The following is a 17,704-nucleotide window of genomic DNA, read 5'->3' as shown; positions in this document are numbered from 1 at the left end:
CCACGCCGTGAAGATCAAGGGATGTGGGGGACTGGTTAGTGTCTCAGTGACTATCTCAGTGACTATCTCACTGACTGTCTCAAGTTGACTGCCTGGGTTATTTTGCGGCCTCGAAGGCATCGCGAAGCGCCGTGACGGCCGGCAGGGTCTTGCCTTCCACGTACTCGAGGAAGGCGCCGCCGCCGGTGGAGATGTAGGACACCTTGTCGGCGATGTCGTACTTGTCGATGGCTGCCAGGGTGTCGCCGCCGCCGGCGATGGAGAAGCCGTTGCTCTCGGCGATGGCCTTCGACAGCGCTTCGGTGCCGTGGCCGAACTGGTCGATCTCGAACACGCCGACCGGGCCGTTCCACAGAATGGTGCCGGCGTCCTTGAGCAGGCCACCCAGGCGGGAGGCGGTGTCGGGGCCGATATCGAGGATCATCTCGTCGTCCGCCACCTGGTCGACCGGCTTGGTCACCGCGGAGGCGTTCTCCGAGAACTCGGTGGCGACCACCACGTCGGTGGGCAGCGGGATCTCGACCTTGGCCATCAGCGCCTTGGCCTGGTCGACCAGGTCGGCTTCATGCAGAGACTTGCCGACGTTGTAGCCCGCCGCGGCGATGAAGGTGTTGGCGATGCCGCCGCCGACGATCAGCTGGTCGCACTTCTCGGAAAGCGCGGTCAGCACGTCGAGCTTGGTGGACACCTTGGAGCCGCCAACGATGGCCACCATCGGGCGTGCCGGCTTGGCCAGCGCCTTTTCCAGGGCTTCGAGCTCGGCGGCCAGCAGCGGTCCGGCGCAGGCGGTTGGCGCGAAACGTGCCACACCGTGGGTCGAGGCCTGGGCGCGGTGGGCGGTGCCGAAGGCATCCATCACGAAGATGTCGCAGAGCTCGGCGTACTGCTTGGACAGCGTCTCTTCGTCTTTCTTCTCGCCTTCGTTGAAGCGCACGTTCTCGAGCAGCACGACTTCGCCATCGGACACGTCGACGTTGGCACCAAGGTAGTCCTTGACCACGCGCACCGGGCGCTCGAGCAGCTCGCCGAGACGTTCGGCGACCGGCGCCAGAGAGAATTCCTCGGCCGGCTCGCCTTCGGTGGGACGCCCCAGGTGGCTCATCAGCAACACCTTGGCGCCCGAGTCGCGGGCCGCCAGGATGGTCGGCAGGCAGGCGCGCAGCCGTGCATCGCTGGTAACGCGGCCGTTCTTGATCGGCACGTTGAGATCTTCGCGGATCAGCACGCGCTGACCGGCGAGGTCCAGGTCGGTCATCTTGCGAACATTCATCGGGGCAGTGTCCTCTGGGTTGCAAGCCAGGTGAGAGAGACGGAAACGGCGCTCATACCGGGGCCTTCAGGCATTTCCTTGCCGGGTCATCGCTCGTCGATCGTGGGAACAACGCCTAGCTTTGCCAGTCGTTCGGTGACGTCGAGCATGCGGTTGGCGTAGCCCCATTCATTGTCGAACCAGCACAGCATCTTGATCAGCCGGCCGCCGGCGACACGGGTTTGGGTGGCGTCCACGATACCGGAGCGCGGGTCGTGGTTGAAGTCGACCGAGGCCATGGGCTCCTCGGTGTAGCCCACCAGGCCCGACAGGCGCTCGTGGCAGGCTGTCTTGAGCAGCGCATTGACGGCCTCGGCGGTGGTGTCTCGGCGCACGCAGATGGCCAGGTCCATGGCCGAGACGTTGATGGTGGGCACCCGCACGTGCAGGCACTCGAAGCGATCCTTGAGGTGAGGCATCAGGCGATTGATGCCCCTGGCCAGCCCGGTGTCGACCGGCACGATCGACTGCATCGCCGAACGGGTCAGGCGCAGATCGGTCTGGTGGTAGGCGTCGATCACCGGCTGGTCGTTCATCGCCGAGTGAATGGTGGTGGTCACGCCGTGCTCGACCCCCAGCGCCTCGTCGAGCATGGTCAGCACCGGCACCAGGCAGTTGGTGGTGCAGGAGGCGGCGGAGACGATGCGGCAGTCAGGCGTCAGGTCGGCGTCGTTGATGCCGGTGACGATGGTGGCGTCGACGTCGCTCTCGGCGGGCTGGGAAAACAGCAGACGCTTGGCGCCGGCGTCGAGATGGCGGCTGGCCGTGGCGCGGTCCTTGAAGCTGCCCGAGCACTCGATCACCAGGTCGATGCCCAGTTCCCGCCAGGGCAGGCGGTCCGGGTCTTGCTCGCTGAGCACGCGAATCGGCCGGTCATTGATGAAGAGGTGGCCGTCGCGGCCCTCGACGCGGCCGGGAAAGCGCCCATGGGTGGTGTCGTAGCGGGTCAGGTAGGTGATGGTATCAAGATCGGAGAGCTCGTTGATCGCCACCACCTCGAGGAGAGGTGAGGCCTCGTCCAGCGCCTCGCCGGTAGCCTTCGTCTGGCGCTCGGTCAGCGCTCGCAGCACGCATTGGCCGATGCGGCCATAGCCGTTGATGGCGATCCGATAGGCCATGGGACGAGGCTCAGCTTCCACGATGTCGATTCCACTCACACAAAGGACACGAAAATCACTCTAAAACGAAAGCGCGCGCCCGGTGGAGGCGCTCGGTGACGACAGGGCAACGATTCTAGCGCAAAAGCGCCGGCCTTGCAGGCCGTGCAGCGCGCAGGTGTGCGGGCGGCATGAAAGACCCGCGAGCGACCTGCTAGAGGCCCAGTAGCCGCCAGGCTAGCGGCAGGCACAGGGCCGTGAAGATGCCGGTCAGGCTCATGCCCAGCGAGGCGAAGGCGCCGGCAGCAGGGCTCATTTCGAAGGCGCGCACGGTGCCGATGGCGTGGCCGTTGATGCCCAGCGCGAAGCCGAGGATGCGATGATCGCGAATCCCCAGCGGCGCGGCCAGCAGGCTGACCGCCAGGGTCGCCATCACGCCGGTGATCAAGAGCCCGCCCATCAGCAGCGGCACCGAGCCGCCCAGCTCGTCGATGATGCCCAGGGCAATCGGCGCCGTCACCGACTTGGGCGCAAGGGACGCGAGCACTTCCGGGCTGGCGCCCAGCACCCAGGCCAGCGTCAGGGAGTAGCAGGAGGCCAGCGCCGCCGCCGGAGGCAGGCAGAGCGCCAGCGGCTTCCACAGCGCGCGAATATGATGCAGCTGCTGGTAGAGCGGTACGCCAAGTGCCACCGTCGCCGGTCCCAGCAGCAGCATCAACCAGCCGGCGCCGCGCTGATAGTCGACGACGTCGACCGACAGTGTCCATAGGCTGGCGGCGACCAACAGTGCCGCCAGCAGGACCGCCGGGCACCAGCTGGGACGCCCGATGCGCTCAACGACCCACAGCGCGGCGAGATAGGCGGCAAGCGTCAGGGCGATGGCCGACAGCGGGGTGGCCAGCAGGGCCTCGCGCAGCTCGATCAGCGAAGCACTCATGACGACGTCTCTTTGGCTGCGGCGGCGCTAGGCTCGGGAGGCATGAAGCGTCGCATCAGCAGCAGGGTGGTCAGCACGCTGGCCAGGGTGCCGCCCACCAGGGCCACCGCCACGGCAAGCCACTGGCCGGCAAAGTCGTCGGCGACGAAGAAGACGCCCACCACGCCAGGCATGATCAGCATCGCCAGCAGGCCGATCAACGGCTGGCTGGCGGCGGCGATGTCCTCGAGTCGTCCGACACGCAGCATCAGCATGCCGGTCATCAACAGCATGCCGACCACCCCGGCCGAGACGGGCAGGCCGAGCAGCACGACCAGCGTCTCGCCGAGGAGCCAGAAGCCCGTCAGCCATAGAAACCCGCGTAGTAGTGCCATGGTCATCCTCTTGGTACGAAGTGCATCAAACAGCGTGTCTCGTGCGCTTGAAAAGCGTCGAAGCGGCCCTATTTTTGGAACTGAGGGAGGCGGCGTAGGCCCGTTCCCGTGGGTATCTTAACTGCAAGGGGGTATCCCCGCCGAAGGAGGTGTTCGTTATGTTCGAGGATCTCAGGCGTTTTGATATCGGCTCGTCATCCGAGCGCGACGTTTTTCAGCAATGGTTGGATAGCTTGTTGAGCCCCACTGGCATTACGGATCTGCGTGCAGTGCCCAGAGGAAGCTACCCCATGATCAATGTCGGGCGCACTGATGACGCGGTACGGATCTATGTCTTTGCTGCAGGACTGGGGCCGGACGATCTCGAGCTGAACGTGCAGGACAATCTGCTGACGGTCAGCGGTCAGCGCCAAGCGGAGGCGTCGAGCGATCAGACACAAGGGCGCCCGCAGCTGCGTCGCGAGCGCTTCCAAGGGCGTTTCAAACGCACCATATCGTTGCCCGATGGGCTGGATACAGAGAAAGCGGAAGCGCGCTGCAAGGATGGTGTTTTCGAGATCCATATTCCTAAACGCGAGGAGCTGAAGCCCCGCCGCATAGAAGTTCAGGTAGCCTGAGGAGGTGTGCTATGAACGATGTCACCAAGCAAAATGGCAATGCAGGCGTCGCATCAACCGGTGAGGTCCTGAATGGCGAGCGGCAGGAGGGTGCTGGCGCGACGGAACCCCGTACCCAAGCGCTGGTGCCGCCGGTCGATATCGTTGAGCAGGACGACTGCGTGCGGATCATCGCCGACCTTCCGGGAGTCAATCGGGATGCGTTGAGTGTTGAAGTGGATGATGGCGTCCTGAGTCTTCAGGGTGAGGTGCGAATATCGACCCCTGAGGGCTTGTCGGCCACCTACGCAGAGCTGCGGGGCCAGCGTTTTACTCGGCGCTTCTCGCTGAGCAGCGAAATCGATACCGACGCTATCGAAGCCGGAATCGACTGCGGCGTTTTGACCCTCACGCTTCCCAAGAAGGCCCTCCGTCGGCCGAGGCGCATTGAGATCACCCCGGCCTGATGACCCTCGGCGCGCCCCCTCCTGGGGGCGCGCCTGCTTGCCCTGCCCGTGTCAGCCGTTTGGCCCATGATTCCTGTGGCATGACGAGTACCGCCACGTCTTGCGAGGGGCTGTGCAGTGCCCGGGGGGATGGCTACGCTTGATGAATGTGTCACAGTCCTATGCCTTCCATATCTTCTTGAGGAGCGTGCCGCCATGGGTGAGACCGCCAATATTCTGGGCGATGAAGCGAGTTACCTGCTGGAGCATCGCTGCAGCGCGATTCCTCGCGAGCAGCTACACCTGCCGGGGCCGGACTTCATCGACCGCGTGATGATCGACAACGACCGCAGTCCTCAGGTGCTGCGCAACATGCAGGCCCTTTACAGCCACGGTCGGCTGGGCGGCACCGGCTATTTGAGCATTTTGCCGGTTGACCAGGGCATCGAGCATTCCGCTGGCGCCTCCTTCGCGCCCAACCCGCTCTACTTCGACCCGGCCAACATCGTCGAGCTGGCGATCGAAGGCGGCTGTAACGCCGTGGCTTCCACCCTCGGCGGCTTGTCCTCGGTGGCCAGGCGCTATGCCCACAAGATTCCGCTGATCTTGAAGCTGAACCACAACGAGACCCTGACCTACCCGACGATGCATGACCAGACGCTGTTCGCCAGCGTCGAACAGGCTCATGACATGGGCTGTGCGGCGGTGGGCGCGACCATTTACTTCGGTTCGCCGGAGTGTCGCCGTCAGATCGAGGAAATCAGCGCGGCCTTCGAGCGCGCCCATGAGCTTGGCATGGTCACGGTGCTGTGGGCCTACCTGCGCAACCCGGCCTTCAAGCAGGACGGTACCGACTACCATGTCGCCGCCGACCTGACCGGCCAGGCGATTCATCTGGCGGCGACCCTCAAGGCCGATATCGTCAAGCAGAAGCTCGCCGAGACCAATGACGGCTATCGGACGATCGGCTTCGGCCACACTCACTACAAGGTCTACAGCGAGCTGACCAGCGAACACCCCATCGACCTGGCGCGCTATCAGGTAGCGAGCTGCTACATGGGCCGCGCCGGGCTGATCAACTCCGGCGGTGCCTCGGGTGGCGAGAGCGATCTGGCGCAGGCGGTGCGCACTGCGGTGATCAACAAACGCGGCGGCGGCATGGGGCTGATCTCAGGCCGCAAGGCCTTCCAGAAGCCGATGGCCGAAGGCGTTCAACTGCTCAACGCCATCCAGGATGTCTATCTGGACCCGCAGGTGACCATTGCCTGAGCCATGCTGGCGCCCCGCCTCTGGCCCTGTTCACGGCTCTCGTTCGCGGGGGGCCGTCATCGACCCCTCATGACCTTCATGAGGGGTGGGGCTGCTTCAGTCCTGCCAGCTGACCTGGTTGCGCCCGGCTCGTTTGGCGCGATAGAGGGCTCGGTCGGCGTACAGCATTAGATCGTTCAGGGACGAGACCGCGGGTTGCAGTTCTGCTGCGCCGATACTGACCGTTACCGTGATGGTTTGCCCGTTGATGAGCGGGATATCTTGCGTGGCAATGCGCTCACGTAGTCGCTCGGCGAGCGCCAGCGTGTTGCGCAGCGTGGTTTCTGGCAGGACAACGGCGAATTCTTCGCCGCCGATTCGCCCTACGGTGTCGACCTGCTCGCGGGTCTGCTGCAGGCAACAGTCGGCGACGGCGCGAATGACCTGATCGCCGGCGACATGCCCCCAGGTGTCGTTGACCCGCTTGAAAAAATCGATGTCGATGATCATTAGCGCCAACGGGTGCTCGAAACGTTGGGCACGGTGAATTTCTCTTTCACCGACCTCGATCAGGTGGCGGCGATTATAGAGGCCGGTCATCGAGTCGTAGGTGGCCAGCATGTGAAGCTCGGCGTTCATTCGTTCCAGCAGCATGTTCTGCTCGATCAGCTGCTCATTGAGCGCCTGTAGCTCTTGCTCCTGATGTTTCTTTTCATCGAGGTTGAAGCACACGCCGGTGAACCGAGTCATGGAGCCGTTGTCTTCGACGATCTTCCCGTAGTTGGCGTACCACACCCAGGCGCCGTGCTTGGCGCGAATGCGAAATTCGCTGTAGTAACGTTCGGTGATGCCGCTGATGTGGTCGTCGACCGCCTGAGTGACCGCTGAAACGTCGTCGGGATGTACGAGCTGGAAGATATCATCGACGTAGGTTGCCGTTTCGTGGGGCTCGTAGCCGAGATCGGCGAATACCTTGGTCAGACCGAAGACGACTTCTCCCGTTGAGAGGTCGTTCTCCCACAGGTCGAGACCGCTGGCCTCAAGGGCGAGCTCAAGACGCTTCTTGTAAAGGGCCTCTTTATCCACAAGAGGTACCCCCGGCCATCGGGGGGCGACATCCTGGCATGGTCGGCGCTTTGCAGGTGGCGATGGCGTTGCATAAGCGCCCAAAGCCCAATGATGCGGCGCTTATGCGAGCGTCGTTGAGTCCGAGTTGCTGTGTCATGTCGTTTCGCTCTTGGCCTTGACGTTCTGAAGGCGTTGGCGGACACGAGAGGCCTTCAGGTAGCGGTAATTCGGCAGCGCCAAGGCATGCTTTTTCGGCGCCAGCCTCTAGAACCGTTATCGCCTGACGAGGCGAAAAGTTGAGGAGCTACTGGGGATTACGAGACGGAAGGAGGCCAGAGCAAGCAAAAAGCCCGAGCCCCTAAGGGGCTCGGGCGAGGTGAGGTATGGCAGGCTAGCTAGGCCGTTTACTCGGCGGCGTCGTCCAGTAACTGTTCGGCTTCGCTCACCAGGTTCTCGACGGTGAAGCCGAACTCCTTGAACAGGTCGCCGGCCGGGGCGGACTCGCCAAAGCTGTCCATGCCGATGACGCGACCTTCAAGGCCCACGTACTTGAACCAGAAGTCGCGATGGCCGGCTTCGATGGCGATGCGCGCACCGACTTCCAGCGGCAGTACCTTCTGACGGTAGGCGGCATCCTGGTCGTCGAAGACGTCGGTGGACGGCATCGACACCACGCGTACGGCGCGGCCCTGCTCGCCAAGCTGTGCGGCGGCGTCCATGGCCAGGCCAACTTCGGAGCCGGTAGCGATCAGGATCAGCTCCGGGGTGCCTTCACAATCCTTGAGGATGTAACCGCCACGCTGGATGTTGCTCAACTGGTGCTTGTCGCGGGCCTGGTGTGGCAGGCCCTGACGGGACAGTACCAGCGCGCTGGGACCGGAATGACGCTTGAGGCCGGCGTGCCAGGCGGCAGCGGTTTCGACGGCATCGGCGGGGCGCCAGGTCGACAGGTTCGGCGTCGAACGCAGGGTGGTCAGCTGCTCGATCGGCTGGTGGGTCGGACCGTCCTCGCCCAGGCCAATGGAGTCATGGGTGAAGACGTGAATGGCGCGCTGGCCCATCAAGGCCGCCATGCGCAGGGCGTTGCGCATGTATTCCGAGAAGATCAGGAAGGTCGCGCCATAGGGCACGAAGCCGCCGTGCAGGGCAACACCGTTGATGATCGCGGCCATGCCGAACTCGCGCACGCCGTAATGCAGGTAGTTGCCGCCGGGCTCGGTCTGGCTGATGGCCTTGGCACCCTTCCAGAAGGTCAGGTTGGACGGCGCCAGGTCGGCGCTGCCGCCCAGCAGCTCGGGCAGCTGCGGGCCCAACTCATTGAGCACGCCCAGCGAGGCCTTGCGTGAGGCGATGCTCTCGCCCTGTTCCTGGGCCTGTTCGATCAGCGCTTCGCTGGTCAGGTCGCGGGGCAGCTCGCCCTTGATGCGGCGAGTGAACTCGCGGGCCTCGGCCGGGAAGGCCTCGGCATAGCGCTGGAAGCGCGCGTTCCACTCGGCCTCGCGGGCCTCGCCGGCCTGGGTGGCGTCCCAGCCCTTGTAGATGTCTTCCGGCACATGGAAGGGCGCGTGGGGCCAGTCGAGCTGAACGCGGGCGGCGGCCACTTCGTCATCGCCCAGCGCCGCGCCGTGGCACTCTTCCTTGCCCTGCTTGTTGGGGGCGCCGAAGCCGATGATGGTCTTGCAGATGATCAGGCTCGGGCGGTCGTCGTGGCTCTTGGCGAGCTCCACGGCGGCCTTGATCTCTTCGGGCTTGTGGCCGTCGACGTTGGGCACTACATGCCAGCCGTAGCTCTCGAAACGCTTGGCGGTGTCGTCGGTGAACCAGCCGCCGACTTCGCCATCGATGGAGATGCCGTTGTCGTCATAGAAGGTGATCAGCTTGCCCAGACCCTGGGTGCCGGCCAGCGAAGCGACCTCATGGGAGACGCCTTCCATCAGGCAGCCGTCGCCGACGAAGCAGTAGGTATGATGATCGACGATATGATGGCCGTCGCGGTTGAACTGGGCGGCCAGGGTGCGCTCGGCCAGTGCCATGCCTACGGCGTTGGCCAGGCCCTGGCCCAGCGGACCGGTTGTCGTCTCGACGCCCGGCGTGTAGCCGAACTCGGGGTGGCCCGGGGTCTTGGAGTGCAACTGGCGGAAGTTCTGCAGGTCCTCGAGGGAGAGCTCATACCCGGTCAGGTGCAGCAGCGAGTAGACCAGCATGGAACCATGGCCGTTGGACATCACGAAGCGGTCGCGATTGGCCCAGTGCGGGTTGGCCGGGTTATGGCTCATGAAGTCGTTCCAGAGGACTTCGGCGATATCGGCCATGCCCATGGGGGCGCCGGGGTGGCCAGACTTGGCTTTCTGCACGGCATCCATGGACAGCGCGCGAATGGCATTGGCCAGTTCGAAACGGGACGGCATTGACAAGCTCCTCGCCTGCGGCAAGTTAGGCAGTGCCCGGGTGGCTCCGCGCGGCAGGGCGGGCGACTCGAGCAAGATGGCGGAATGGTACCGCAGCATGCGGCACGCTGGATTCAGGGGGCGTATTGTCGCCGAGAAGGGCGCAACCATCAATTGCCGCGCCTCGCGGGGCTTCTAGGAACCGATGACCGCTCTGGTGTAGAATCGCCGCCCTGAGGCCCTTTGGCCCGTCGCGTGTCGCGTCTGCCACCCAGGAAGGCAGTCGGCGATGCAGCTTCAGCCGCCGTGCTGTGCCCCCACGCCGTTATTAACAGGCCGTTATTGATAGAGGGTCGAGGACGCCATGAGCGAATACTCCCTGTTTACTTCCGAGTCCGTGTCCGAAGGACATCCGGACAAGATCGCCGACCAGATTTCCGATGCGGTGCTGGATGCCATCATCGCCCGCGACAAGCAGGCTCGCGTGGCCTGCGAGACCCTGGTGAAGACCGGTGTGGCCATCGTTGCCGGCGAGATTTCCACCACGGCCTGGGTCGATCTCGAGGAGCTGGTACGCCAGGTTATCCTGGACATCGGCTATACCTCCTCCGACGTCGGCTTCGACGGCGAGACCTGTGGCGTGCTCAACCTGATCGGCAAGCAGAGTGTCGATATCGCCCAGGGTGTCGATCGCAGCAAGCCCGAAGATCAGGGTGCCGGCGACCAGGGGCTGATGTTCGGCTACGCCACCAATGAGACCGACTCCTTCATGCCGGCGCCGATCCACTACTCGCACCGGCTGGTCGAGCGTCAGGCGGAGCTGCGCAAGAGCGGCATGCTGCCCTGGCTGCGTCCGGACGCCAAGAGCCAGGTCACTTTCCGCTACGGTGACGACGGCAAGCCGGTGGCCGTCGACGCGGTGGTGCTGTCGACCCAGCATGACCCGGAAATCGACCAGAGCGACCTGCGCAAGATGGTCCGGCGCGAGATCATCGAGCAGGTACTGCCCGCCGAGTGGCTGACCGACAGCACCCAGTACCATATCAACCCGACCGGCAAATTCGTGATCGGCGGTCCGGTGGGTGACTGTGGCCTGACCGGCCGCAAGATCATCGTCGACACCTACGGCGGCATGGCCCGCCACGGCGGTGGCGCCTTCTCCGGCAAGGACCCGTCCAAGGTCGACCGCAGCGCCGCCTATGCCGGCCGCTACGTGGCCAAGAACCTGGTCGCTGCCGGGCTTGCCGACAAATGCGAGATCCAGGTCTCCTACGCCATCGGCGTGGCCGAGCCGACCTCGGTGTCGGTCAACACCTTCGGCACCGGCAAGATCAGCGATGCCAAGCTCATCGAGCTGGTGCGTGAGCATTTCGACCTGCGCCCCAATGCCATCACGCGCATGCTCGATCTGCTGCATCCGATGTATCAGCTGACGGCGGCCTACGGTCACTTCGGCCGCGAGCCGTTCGAGACCAGCTATCAGTGGACCGACGTCAACGGCGAAGTACAGACCGAGACCTTCACGGCCTTCCCCTGGGAGAAGACCGACAAGGTCGAGGCCCTCAAGCGCTCCGCCGGTATTTAAGTCAGTGCTGAAAAGTCGTTTTGAGGGGACCCGCTTCGGCGGGTCCTTTTGTAGGTGCTATTTGTAGGTGCTATGTGTATCGGTAGGTAAACACCTGCCTGTGGCCAAGGTTCGCTGCCATCCCGCTCCTCGTCACGCCCGCTAGTCTGTTGTCATTCGCCAAGGACGCGCCTGAATGCTCAATCTTGCTGCCCTCTTCATCACGCTCACTGCGCTGTGCATGTGGTTCAACCAGCGAGTGCTACGCCTGCCACCCACCATCGGGGTGATGGCGATCGCCCTGGCGATGTCGTTGATGGTCATCGCCCTCGATCATGTCACGGTGACCACGGTATTTGCCCAGACCGCCGAGGCCTGGCTTGCGCGCATCGACTTCAACGTGCTGTTGATGGACGGAATGCTGTCGCTATTGTTGTTCGCTGGCGCCCTGCACGTCGATCTCTCGAAGCTTCATCACTACCGGGTCTCGATCGGTTTGCTGGCAACCCTGGGGGTGTTGGTCTCCACCGTGGTGATCGGTACTGCGGCCTGGTGGCTGTTTCAGCAGGTCGGGATGGGGGTGCCTTATGCCTTCTGCCTGGTATTCGGCGCGCTGATCTCGCCTACCGATCCCATCGCGGTGCTCGGCATCATGCGCAACGCCGGGGCCCCGGTCGATATGGAAATTCGCATCGTCGGCGAGTCGCTGTTCAATGACGGCGTGGCGGTGGTGGTGTTCACCGCTTTGCTGGGAGTGGCCACTGCCTCTGGCAGCGAGGGTATCGACATTGGGCACCTGGGGCTCTTGTTCATCGAGGAAGCCGGCGGTGGCATCCTGCTCGGCTTGGCTCTCGGGGGGCTGGTCTATCGGCTGATGAACAGCATCAATCAGTATCAGGTCGAGGTGATGCTGAGCCTGGCCCTGGTGGTCGGCGGCTATGCGCTGGCTCAAGCCCTGCATCTCTCGGGGCCGATTGCCATGGTGGTGGCGGGTCTGATCATCGGCAATATGGCGCGCAGCGGTGCCATGTCAGAAAGCACGCGCCGCTATCTTGATGCCTTCTGGGAACTGATCGACGAAATTCTCAACGCCGTGCTGTTCGTGTTGATTGGCCTCGAGCTGGTGCTGATGCCGCTGAGCATCGAGGTGGTCGGCATTGCACTGGCGCTGGTGGTGGTGATTCTGGTATCGCGTTTTTTGATCATTGGCGTGCCGCTCAGGCTGCTGTCGAGCCGCCATGACTTTCGTGCCGGCACGACCCGCGTGCTTACCTGGGGTGGGCTGCGTGGCGGTATTTCGGTGGCCTTGGCGCTGTCACTGCCAGACGGCGAGATCCGCAACACTCTGGTGGTCACCACCTATGTGATCGTACTGTTCTCGATCCTCGTTCAGGGCCTGACCATTGGTCGGCTGGTTCGGCATGTATTGAAGGCGCCGCGCTAGGCTCTGTACGAAAACTACCTTCGCTCGCTGACTTTTCGCACAAACCCTAGGCGCCTTGGTTGGGAACCCAAGCCGCTCGGTCGGCGTGGTGAGAGTCGGGTAAGCCTCCTATATTAGGTGGCAGTACTGCTGTCAGGTATCCGTACCCTCTCGCTTCGTTGACCGAGGTGCCGCATGAATCGACCCGCCATGTCCGCTGTGCCCGTGGGTGACCACAAGGTCGCCGATCCTTCCCTGGCCGATTGGGGCCGCCGCGAGATTCGCATCGCCGAGACGGAAATGCCGGCGCTGATGAAGATTCGTGAGAAATACCGTGGTGCTCGGCCTCTGGCCGGTGCGCGAATCAGCGGTTGCATCCACATGACCATCCAGACCGCAGTGTTGATCGAGACCCTGGTCGCGTTGGGGGCCAGCGTGCGCTGGTCGTCCTGCAATATCTTCTCGACCCAGGATCATGCCGCCGCTGCAATCGCCGCGGCGGGTATTCCGGTGTTCGCCTGGAAAGGTGAGAGCGAGGAAGAATTCTGGTGGTGCATCGAACAGACCGTCGAAGGCCCCGATGGCTGGGTGCCGAACCTGGTACTCGACGACGGCGGCGACCTCACGGCGCTGTTGCATGAGCAACGCCCCGAGCTGCTGGAGCGGATTCACGGCATCTCGGAGGAGACCACCACCGGCGTGCATCGCCTGCACGAGATGCTGCGTGATGGTCGCCTCAAGGTGCCGGCCATCAACGTCAACGACGCGGTCACCAAGTCGAAGAACGACAACAAGTACGGCTGTCGTCATTCCCTGTCGGATGCCATCAAGCGCGCCCTCGATCACCTGCTGGCCGGCAAGCAGGCGCTGGTGGTGGGCTATGGCGATGTCGGCAAGGGCTCGGCGGCCTCGCTGCGTCAGGAGGGCATGATCGTCAAGGTCTCGGAGATCGACCCGATCTGCGCCATGCAGGCCTGCATGGACGGCTTCGAGGTGGTGTCTCCCTATCTCGAGGGCCATAACGGCGGCGTGGCCAGCATCGATCTGGCCCTGCTCGGCAAGATCGATTTGGTGGTCACCGCCACCGGCAACATCGATGCCTGCGACGCCGTGATGCTCAAGGCACTCAAGAAGGGCTGCGTAGTGTGCAACATCGGCCACTTCGACAGCGAGATCGATACTGCCTACATGCGTCGCCAGTGGCACTGGGAGGAGATCAAGCCGCAGGTTCACAAGGTCTACCGCGACAGCGACCCGGGCGACTTCGACCCCGAGAGCGACGATTACCTGCTACTGCTCGCCGAGGGCCGGCTGGTCAACCTGGGTAACGCCACCGGGCATCCGTCGCGGATCATGGATGGCTCCTTCGCTAACCAGGTGCTGGCGCAGATCCACCTCTTCGAGGGCCGCTTCGCCGATCTGCCGCTGGACGAGCGCGCCGCCGCTCTGACGCTTTCCGTGCTGCCTCGCCATCTCGACGAAGAGGTCGCCCGCTACATGGTCGAGGGCTTCGGCGGGGTGATCACGCGCATGACTCAGGCGCAGTCAGACTATTTGGGGCTCCCCCCCGAGGGCCCCTTCAAACCGGATAGCTATCGCTACTAGCCACCTTTGAGGGCCCGTCTTCGCTGCAGGCGTCGTCGGCCATGGCCAGCCCCCGGCCGCCTGCCATTGATTCCCAGCCAAGGAGCAGTCCAGATGACCGCGTCAGTCCATATCGTCGGCCCCCAGTTCAGTACCTTCGTGCGTAGCGTTCAGCTTTGCTGCGAGGAAAAGGGCATTGCCTATAGCCTGGGGGCCGAGCTTGATGGCCGCCCCATGGTGCTGCACTCAGCCGAGCACTATGCGCTGCATCCTTTCGGCAAGGTGCCCATCCTGCTGCACGGGGAGCGGCGTCTGATCGAGACAGCGAGCATCTGCCGCTACCTGGATGCGGCCTTCGAGGGGCCCGCCCTGCAGCCGGAAACGGCTTGGCAGCGGGCGCAGGTCGACCAGTGGAGCGGGCTGCTTGCCCTCTACGTCGATCAGGCCCTGGTGCGTCGCTATCTGCTGGAGTTCGTGTTTCCCAAGGGGGAGGGCGGGATCGTCCGCGAGGATGCCGTGGCGGCGGCGCAGCCGGAAGTGGTGCGCCATATGAACCTGCTGGAACAGCAACTGGTCCTGGGTGACTACCTGGTCGGTGACGACTTCACGATCGCCGATGCCATTGCCGCACCGATGCTCGACTATCTGGCTGGTATTCCAGCTGCCAAGGATGTCCTGGCCGAGACGCCGCGCCTGATGGCGTATATCGAGCGGCTACGGGCCCGGCCTGCGGCGGCCAAGGTGCTGGTGGCGCCAGATTTGGGGAGCAGAGCTTAGCCGGCCCGCGCAAGGCGCTGCGGGTGGCTGGCGGTGCTTGGCGAATCCCGGCTGTTGCCAACTGTCACGGTATCGTCACTGCCACGCCATAGGGGCGTCACGGCAGGGCTGCATGGTGAGGGGGCGTTCGAAGGAGGCCGCCCCATGACTGACTCGTCCATTGCCTTGACCGATGCCCGTACCCTATTCATTTCTGACCTGCACATGGGGACGCCGGATTGCCAGGCCGCTCTGCTCGATAGCCTTCTGCGTCGGGTGCGTCCCAGGCGGCTATATCTGGTCGGTGACATCATCGACCTGATCGCCATGCGCAAACGCGCGGTGCTGCCCACTGCCCAGCAGCGCCTGGTGGCGCGCGTTTTACGCCTGGCCCGCGGTGGCTGCGAGGTCATCTACATTCCCGGCAACCACGATGCCGCCCTGCGCAAGCTGTGTGGCCTCAAGCTCTACAACGTGCGTATCGAACGGCGCATGATCCACGTCACGGCCGACAACCGGCGCCTGCTGGTCAGCCACGGTGACGAGTTCGACACCCATGTGCGCATGGCCCCCTGGCTGATGGCGCTCGGTGATGGCATGCACCAGTTCGTGCTGTCGTTGAACCGCTGGTGCAATCACGGGCGCCGCCTGTTGGGCATGCCTTACTGGTCGCTGGCCGCTGCCTTGAAAAACCAGGTGGGGGCGGCGCGCCGCTACGTCGAGCAGTTCGAACAGGCGGCCCTGCATCAGGCCGCTCGGGAAGGCCTGGATGGCTATATCGGTGGGCATATCCACAAGGCCGGTTTCGCCACGGGGCCGGGCGTGCTGTACTGCAACGACGGTGACTGGGTCGAGCACTGCACGGCGCTGATGGAAGATGGCGAGGGCCGGCTCAGCCTGATCGACTGGCAGGGGCGGGTGATCGGCAAGGAGCCGGCGGTTGAGCCGCGTCCCATGGCAGAGCCGTCGCTGGCCCGGGCCTGATCACCCGGCGCTCTTGTCCAGGGCTCTCGACCGGAGCTGTTATTCGGGACTCTTATTCGAGACTCTTACTCGAGACTCTTATTCAAGGCTTATGACACCGGCCTATCCTGCTCCTGTCCATTGTCTTGTCCATCGAACGGCCTTGTGCGTCGCTGGGGGTATGCTTCAATGGGGCAGGAGGTTGTCATGACCGTCACCGATTCCCCAGCGTCTCCCCTTATTGCCGTACGCTCCTATCCGGACCGCGTGCTCAGCGACCGCCATGGCTATCACCAGCTGCTGCTCGGGCTCGAGGGCGCGGTCGAGCTGGAAGTGGCCGGCCGAGGCCGGCGCGTCGAGCCCGGCATACTGGTGCCGATTCCCTCGGGCGATACCCATCATTATCTGGCGCCGCGGGATAACCGCACCCTGGTGCTCGACCTGCCGGAAGCCTGGTGCGAGACCCTGGCCCTGGACGATGGGCTGACGACCCAGGTGAGGCGTCTATCGCCTTCGCTGATGGCCGGGGCGCGGCAACTCGAGGAAGGCGACCCGGCGGCGCTGGCGACTTGGCTCGGCGGTGCCTTGAGGGAACCGTCGAAGACGGCCGGCGAGCCGCGTCTGCGCTTGTTGCGCCTGTTGCCTGAGATCGAGGCCGACCTGGCGCGGCGCTGGCGGGTCCGGGACTGGGCGGCTCGCTGCCACTTGGCCGAGGCGGCCTTTGCGCGCCAGTTCCATGCCCTGACCGGCCGTTCGCCGCATGCCTGGCTGGTCGAGCGGCGCCTCGCCAAGGCCATGACGCTGATGGCTGAAACCTCAGCCAGCATCACCGAGATCGCCCTGGCCTGTGGCTTTGGCGATACCGCCCATTTCTCGCGCACCTTCCGTGACCGCCATGGCCTATCGCCGCGGGCCTGGCGGCAGGCTCAGCCCGTCGCCACCAGTGCCAGCAAGCCTTCCAAGTAGAACGGCATCACCAGCGGGGCGATCAGGGTGCTGATCAGCACGGCCACCGCGGCCTTCTCGGCCCGGCTGCCGAGCTCCATGGCCACCACCACTAGATTGGCGGCCAGCGGTACTATCCCGACCAGCAGCAGTGCCAGCGCCAGTTCTTCGCCGATGCCGAGCGTTGCCTGCAGGGCCAGGACGGCAGCCAGGCTGACCAGCGGCCAGAGCCCGAAACGCACCGCCAGCGAGGCCCCGATAAAGCGCAGGTCCAGCTCGCCGAAACGGACGCGCCCAAGGGTCATGCCGATGATCATCATACCCAGCAGGGTGTAGGTAGGCGGGAAGACCTCGAATCCTTCCATCAGCGCTGTCGGCAGCGGCAGCGCCAGGCCGCTAACGATCAGCGCGGCAAGGAAGGCGTAAATCAGCGGCAGACGCAGGATCTTGTGCAGGCTCTCGCGCACCGAGAAGCGTCCTCGGGCGCCCACGTAGAAGCCCAGCGTGAATTCAAAGAGGTTCATGCCAAGCAGGCAGAACAGGTACTGGGTCACGCCCTCGGGTGACAGCAGCACCATGGCCACCGGCAACCCAAAGTAGCCGGTGTTGGCGGTGCCAGCGGAGAAAGCCAGCAGAGAGGCTTCCTCGGCGGCGAAGCAAGAGCGGGCGAGTCGGCCGACCAGCAGACACATCAGGCTGGCGATGACGAACACACCCAGCGTCAGCAGCAGATAGGCCGGGGTAGGGCCGCCCAGCACCAGGCCGCGGAAGACCGTGACCGGGGCGATCACGTAGATCAGCAGGCTGGCGATCGGGCGTGGATCAAGAGCCAGCCGTCGGGCACAGATCACCCCCAGGCCAACGAAGGCCAGCAGCATCCACAGCGGCGCCATCAGGGTGGCGCCAAGGTCGAGCTCCGCCATCGGTATCTCCTGATATAAAAATCACATCATGCCTGCCAGTTGCCCGTCTGTCAGGGTGTTAGATGCCAGATGTCTTAGCTTTCA

At 64.1% G+C, this 17,704-nt stretch carries 16 protein-coding genes; 9 read left to right on the top strand and 7 right to left on the bottom strand.

Going from position 1 to position 17,704, the window contains the following annotated elements; all coding sequences use genetic code 11:
• Positions 1-97: 97 nt before the first annotated feature.
• The 4 genes from HUS66_RS08995 to HUS66_RS08980 form a co-directional block, all read right to left on the bottom strand.
• Positions 98-1,270, bottom strand: a complete 1,173-nt coding sequence (locus HUS66_RS08995; RefSeq protein WP_112056137.1) for a phosphoglycerate kinase — start codon at positions 1,268-1,270, stop codon at positions 98-100.
• An 86-nt stretch (positions 1,271-1,356) separates the two neighbouring features.
• Positions 1,357-2,427: a type I glyceraldehyde-3-phosphate dehydrogenase gene (locus tag HUS66_RS08990; RefSeq protein WP_175070697.1), complete on the bottom strand. Its 1,071-nt coding sequence runs from the start codon at positions 2,425-2,427 to the stop codon at positions 1,357-1,359.
• A 193-nt stretch (positions 2,428-2,620) separates the two neighbouring features.
• The gene (locus tag HUS66_RS08985; RefSeq protein WP_175070584.1) at positions 2,621-3,343 is read right to left on the bottom strand and encodes an LrgB family protein; all 723 of its coding nucleotides are present in this window, start codon (positions 3,341-3,343) and stop codon (positions 2,621-2,623) included.
• The gene (locus HUS66_RS08980) at positions 3,340-3,717 is read right to left on the bottom strand and encodes a CidA/LrgA family protein (protein WP_175070583.1); all 378 of its coding nucleotides are present in this window, start codon (positions 3,715-3,717) and stop codon (positions 3,340-3,342) included. The genes HUS66_RS08985 and HUS66_RS08980 overlap by 4 nt, the downstream gene beginning before the upstream one ends.
• 158 nt (positions 3,718-3,875) lie before the next feature.
• Between HUS66_RS08980 and HUS66_RS08975 the strand changes: the two genes are divergently transcribed.
• The 3 genes from HUS66_RS08975 (at position 3,876) to HUS66_RS08965 (ending at position 6,028) form a co-directional block, all read left to right on the top strand.
• Positions 3,876-4,334, top strand: a complete 459-nt coding sequence (locus HUS66_RS08975) for an Hsp20/alpha crystallin family protein (protein ID WP_175070582.1) — start codon at positions 3,876-3,878, stop codon at positions 4,332-4,334.
• A gap of 11 nt (positions 4,335-4,345) precedes the next feature.
• Positions 4,346-4,780: an Hsp20/alpha crystallin family protein gene (locus HUS66_RS08970; RefSeq protein ID WP_175070581.1), complete on the top strand. Its 435-nt coding sequence runs from the start codon at positions 4,346-4,348 to the stop codon at positions 4,778-4,780.
• Between the two features lie 195 nt (positions 4,781-4,975).
• Positions 4,976-6,028 (top strand): class I fructose-bisphosphate aldolase, encoded by a 1,053-nt coding sequence (locus HUS66_RS08965; RefSeq protein WP_175070580.1) that lies wholly within the window; start codon positions 4,976-4,978, stop codon positions 6,026-6,028.
• Positions 6,029-6,124: 96 nt separating this feature from the next.
• Here HUS66_RS08965 and HUS66_RS08960 read toward each other — a convergent pair whose 3' ends face one another.
• Both HUS66_RS08960 and tkt read right to left on the bottom strand, forming a co-directional pair.
• Complete coding sequence (locus HUS66_RS08960; RefSeq protein WP_175070579.1) at positions 6,125-7,093, bottom strand: diguanylate cyclase; 969 nt, start codon at positions 7,091-7,093, stop codon at positions 6,125-6,127.
• Between the two features lie 386 nt (positions 7,094-7,479).
• Positions 7,480-9,483: a transketolase gene (gene tkt / locus HUS66_RS08955; RefSeq protein ID WP_175070578.1), complete on the bottom strand. Its 2,004-nt coding sequence runs from the start codon at positions 9,481-9,483 to the stop codon at positions 7,480-7,482.
• 343 nt (positions 9,484-9,826) lie between these two features.
• On the opposite strand from tkt, the gene metK reads away from it, so the two are divergent.
• The 6 genes from metK (at position 9,827) to HUS66_RS08925 (ending at position 16,718) form a co-directional block, all read left to right on the top strand.
• Positions 9,827-11,047, top strand: a complete 1,221-nt coding sequence (gene metK / locus HUS66_RS08950) for a methionine adenosyltransferase (protein ID WP_175070577.1) — start codon at positions 9,827-9,829, stop codon at positions 11,045-11,047.
• Positions 11,048-11,222: 175 nt separating this feature from the next.
• Positions 11,223-12,470: a cation:proton antiporter gene (locus HUS66_RS08945; RefSeq protein ID WP_175070576.1), complete on the top strand. Its 1,248-nt coding sequence runs from the start codon at positions 11,223-11,225 to the stop codon at positions 12,468-12,470.
• Between the two features lie 174 nt (positions 12,471-12,644).
• On the top strand, positions 12,645-14,054 hold the full coding sequence (gene ahcY, locus HUS66_RS08940) for an adenosylhomocysteinase (RefSeq protein WP_217487973.1): 1,410 nt from the start codon (positions 12,645-12,647) through the stop codon (positions 14,052-14,054).
• Positions 14,055-14,147: 93 nt separating this feature from the next.
• A complete protein-coding gene (locus HUS66_RS08935) occupies positions 14,148-14,810 on the top strand; it encodes a glutathione S-transferase family protein (protein WP_175070575.1) in 663 nt (220 codons plus the stop codon).
• A 144-nt stretch (positions 14,811-14,954) separates the two neighbouring features.
• Entirely contained in the window at positions 14,955-15,773 is an 819-nt protein-coding gene (locus HUS66_RS08930; RefSeq protein ID WP_175070574.1) for a UDP-2,3-diacylglucosamine diphosphatase, read from the top strand.
• 186 nt (positions 15,774-15,959) lie between these two features.
• The gene (locus HUS66_RS08925; protein WP_175070573.1) at positions 15,960-16,718 is read left to right on the top strand and encodes a helix-turn-helix transcriptional regulator; all 759 of its coding nucleotides are present in this window, start codon (positions 15,960-15,962) and stop codon (positions 16,716-16,718) included.
• Here HUS66_RS08925 and HUS66_RS08920 read toward each other — a convergent pair.
• Positions 16,679-17,620, bottom strand: coding sequence for an AEC family transporter (locus HUS66_RS08920; RefSeq protein ID WP_175070572.1), 942 nt, complete (start codon positions 17,618-17,620; stop codon positions 16,679-16,681). The two genes, HUS66_RS08925 and HUS66_RS08920, sit on opposite strands and share 40 nt — an antisense overlap.
• Positions 17,621-17,704: the final 84 nt, after the last annotated feature.

Origin of the sequence: Onishia taeanensis, assembly GCF_013349955.1 — a bacterium.
GTDB lineage: Bacteria > Pseudomonadota > Gammaproteobacteria > Pseudomonadales > Halomonadaceae > Onishia > Onishia taeanensis_B.
The sequence above is the reverse complement of the archived record's forward strand: the minus strand, read 5'-3'. Positions and strand labels throughout refer to the sequence as shown.

Bases quoted from the DNA above. Each gene is read 5' to 3' on its own strand.
- HUS66_RS08995 (WP_112056137.1), bottom strand. From the start codon at position 1,270: ATGAATGTTCGCAAGATGACCGACCTGGACCTCGCCGGTCAGCGCGTG.
- HUS66_RS08990 (WP_175070697.1), bottom strand. From the start codon at position 2,427: ATGGCCTATCGGATCGCCATCAACGGCTATGGCCGCATCGGCCAATGC.
- HUS66_RS08985 (WP_175070584.1), bottom strand. From the start codon at position 3,343: ATGAGTGCTTCGCTGATCGAGCTGCGCGAGGCCCTGCTGGCCACCCCG.
- HUS66_RS08980 (WP_175070583.1), bottom strand. From the start codon at position 3,717: ATGGCACTACTACGCGGGTTTCTATGGCTGACGGGCTTCTGGCTCCTC.
- HUS66_RS08975 (WP_175070582.1), top strand. From the start codon at position 3,876: ATGTTCGAGGATCTCAGGCGTTTTGATATCGGCTCGTCATCCGAGCGC.
- HUS66_RS08970 (WP_175070581.1), top strand. From the start codon at position 4,346: ATGAACGATGTCACCAAGCAAAATGGCAATGCAGGCGTCGCATCAACC.
- HUS66_RS08965 (WP_175070580.1), top strand. From the start codon at position 4,976: ATGGGTGAGACCGCCAATATTCTGGGCGATGAAGCGAGTTACCTGCTG.
- tkt (WP_175070578.1), bottom strand. From the start codon at position 9,483: ATGCCGTCCCGTTTCGAACTGGCCAATGCCATTCGCGCGCTGTCCATG.
- metK (WP_175070577.1), top strand. From the start codon at position 9,827: ATGAGCGAATACTCCCTGTTTACTTCCGAGTCCGTGTCCGAAGGACAT.
- HUS66_RS08945 (WP_175070576.1), top strand. From the start codon at position 11,223: ATGCTCAATCTTGCTGCCCTCTTCATCACGCTCACTGCGCTGTGCATG.
- ahcY (WP_217487973.1), top strand. From the start codon at position 12,645: ATGAATCGACCCGCCATGTCCGCTGTGCCCGTGGGTGACCACAAGGTC.
- HUS66_RS08935 (WP_175070575.1), top strand. From the start codon at position 14,148: ATGACCGCGTCAGTCCATATCGTCGGCCCCCAGTTCAGTACCTTCGTG.
- HUS66_RS08930 (WP_175070574.1), top strand. From the start codon at position 14,955: ATGACTGACTCGTCCATTGCCTTGACCGATGCCCGTACCCTATTCATT.
- HUS66_RS08925 (WP_175070573.1), top strand. From the start codon at position 15,960: ATGACCGTCACCGATTCCCCAGCGTCTCCCCTTATTGCCGTACGCTCC.
- HUS66_RS08920 (WP_175070572.1), bottom strand. From the start codon at position 17,620: ATGGCGGAGCTCGACCTTGGCGCCACCCTGATGGCGCCGCTGTGGATG.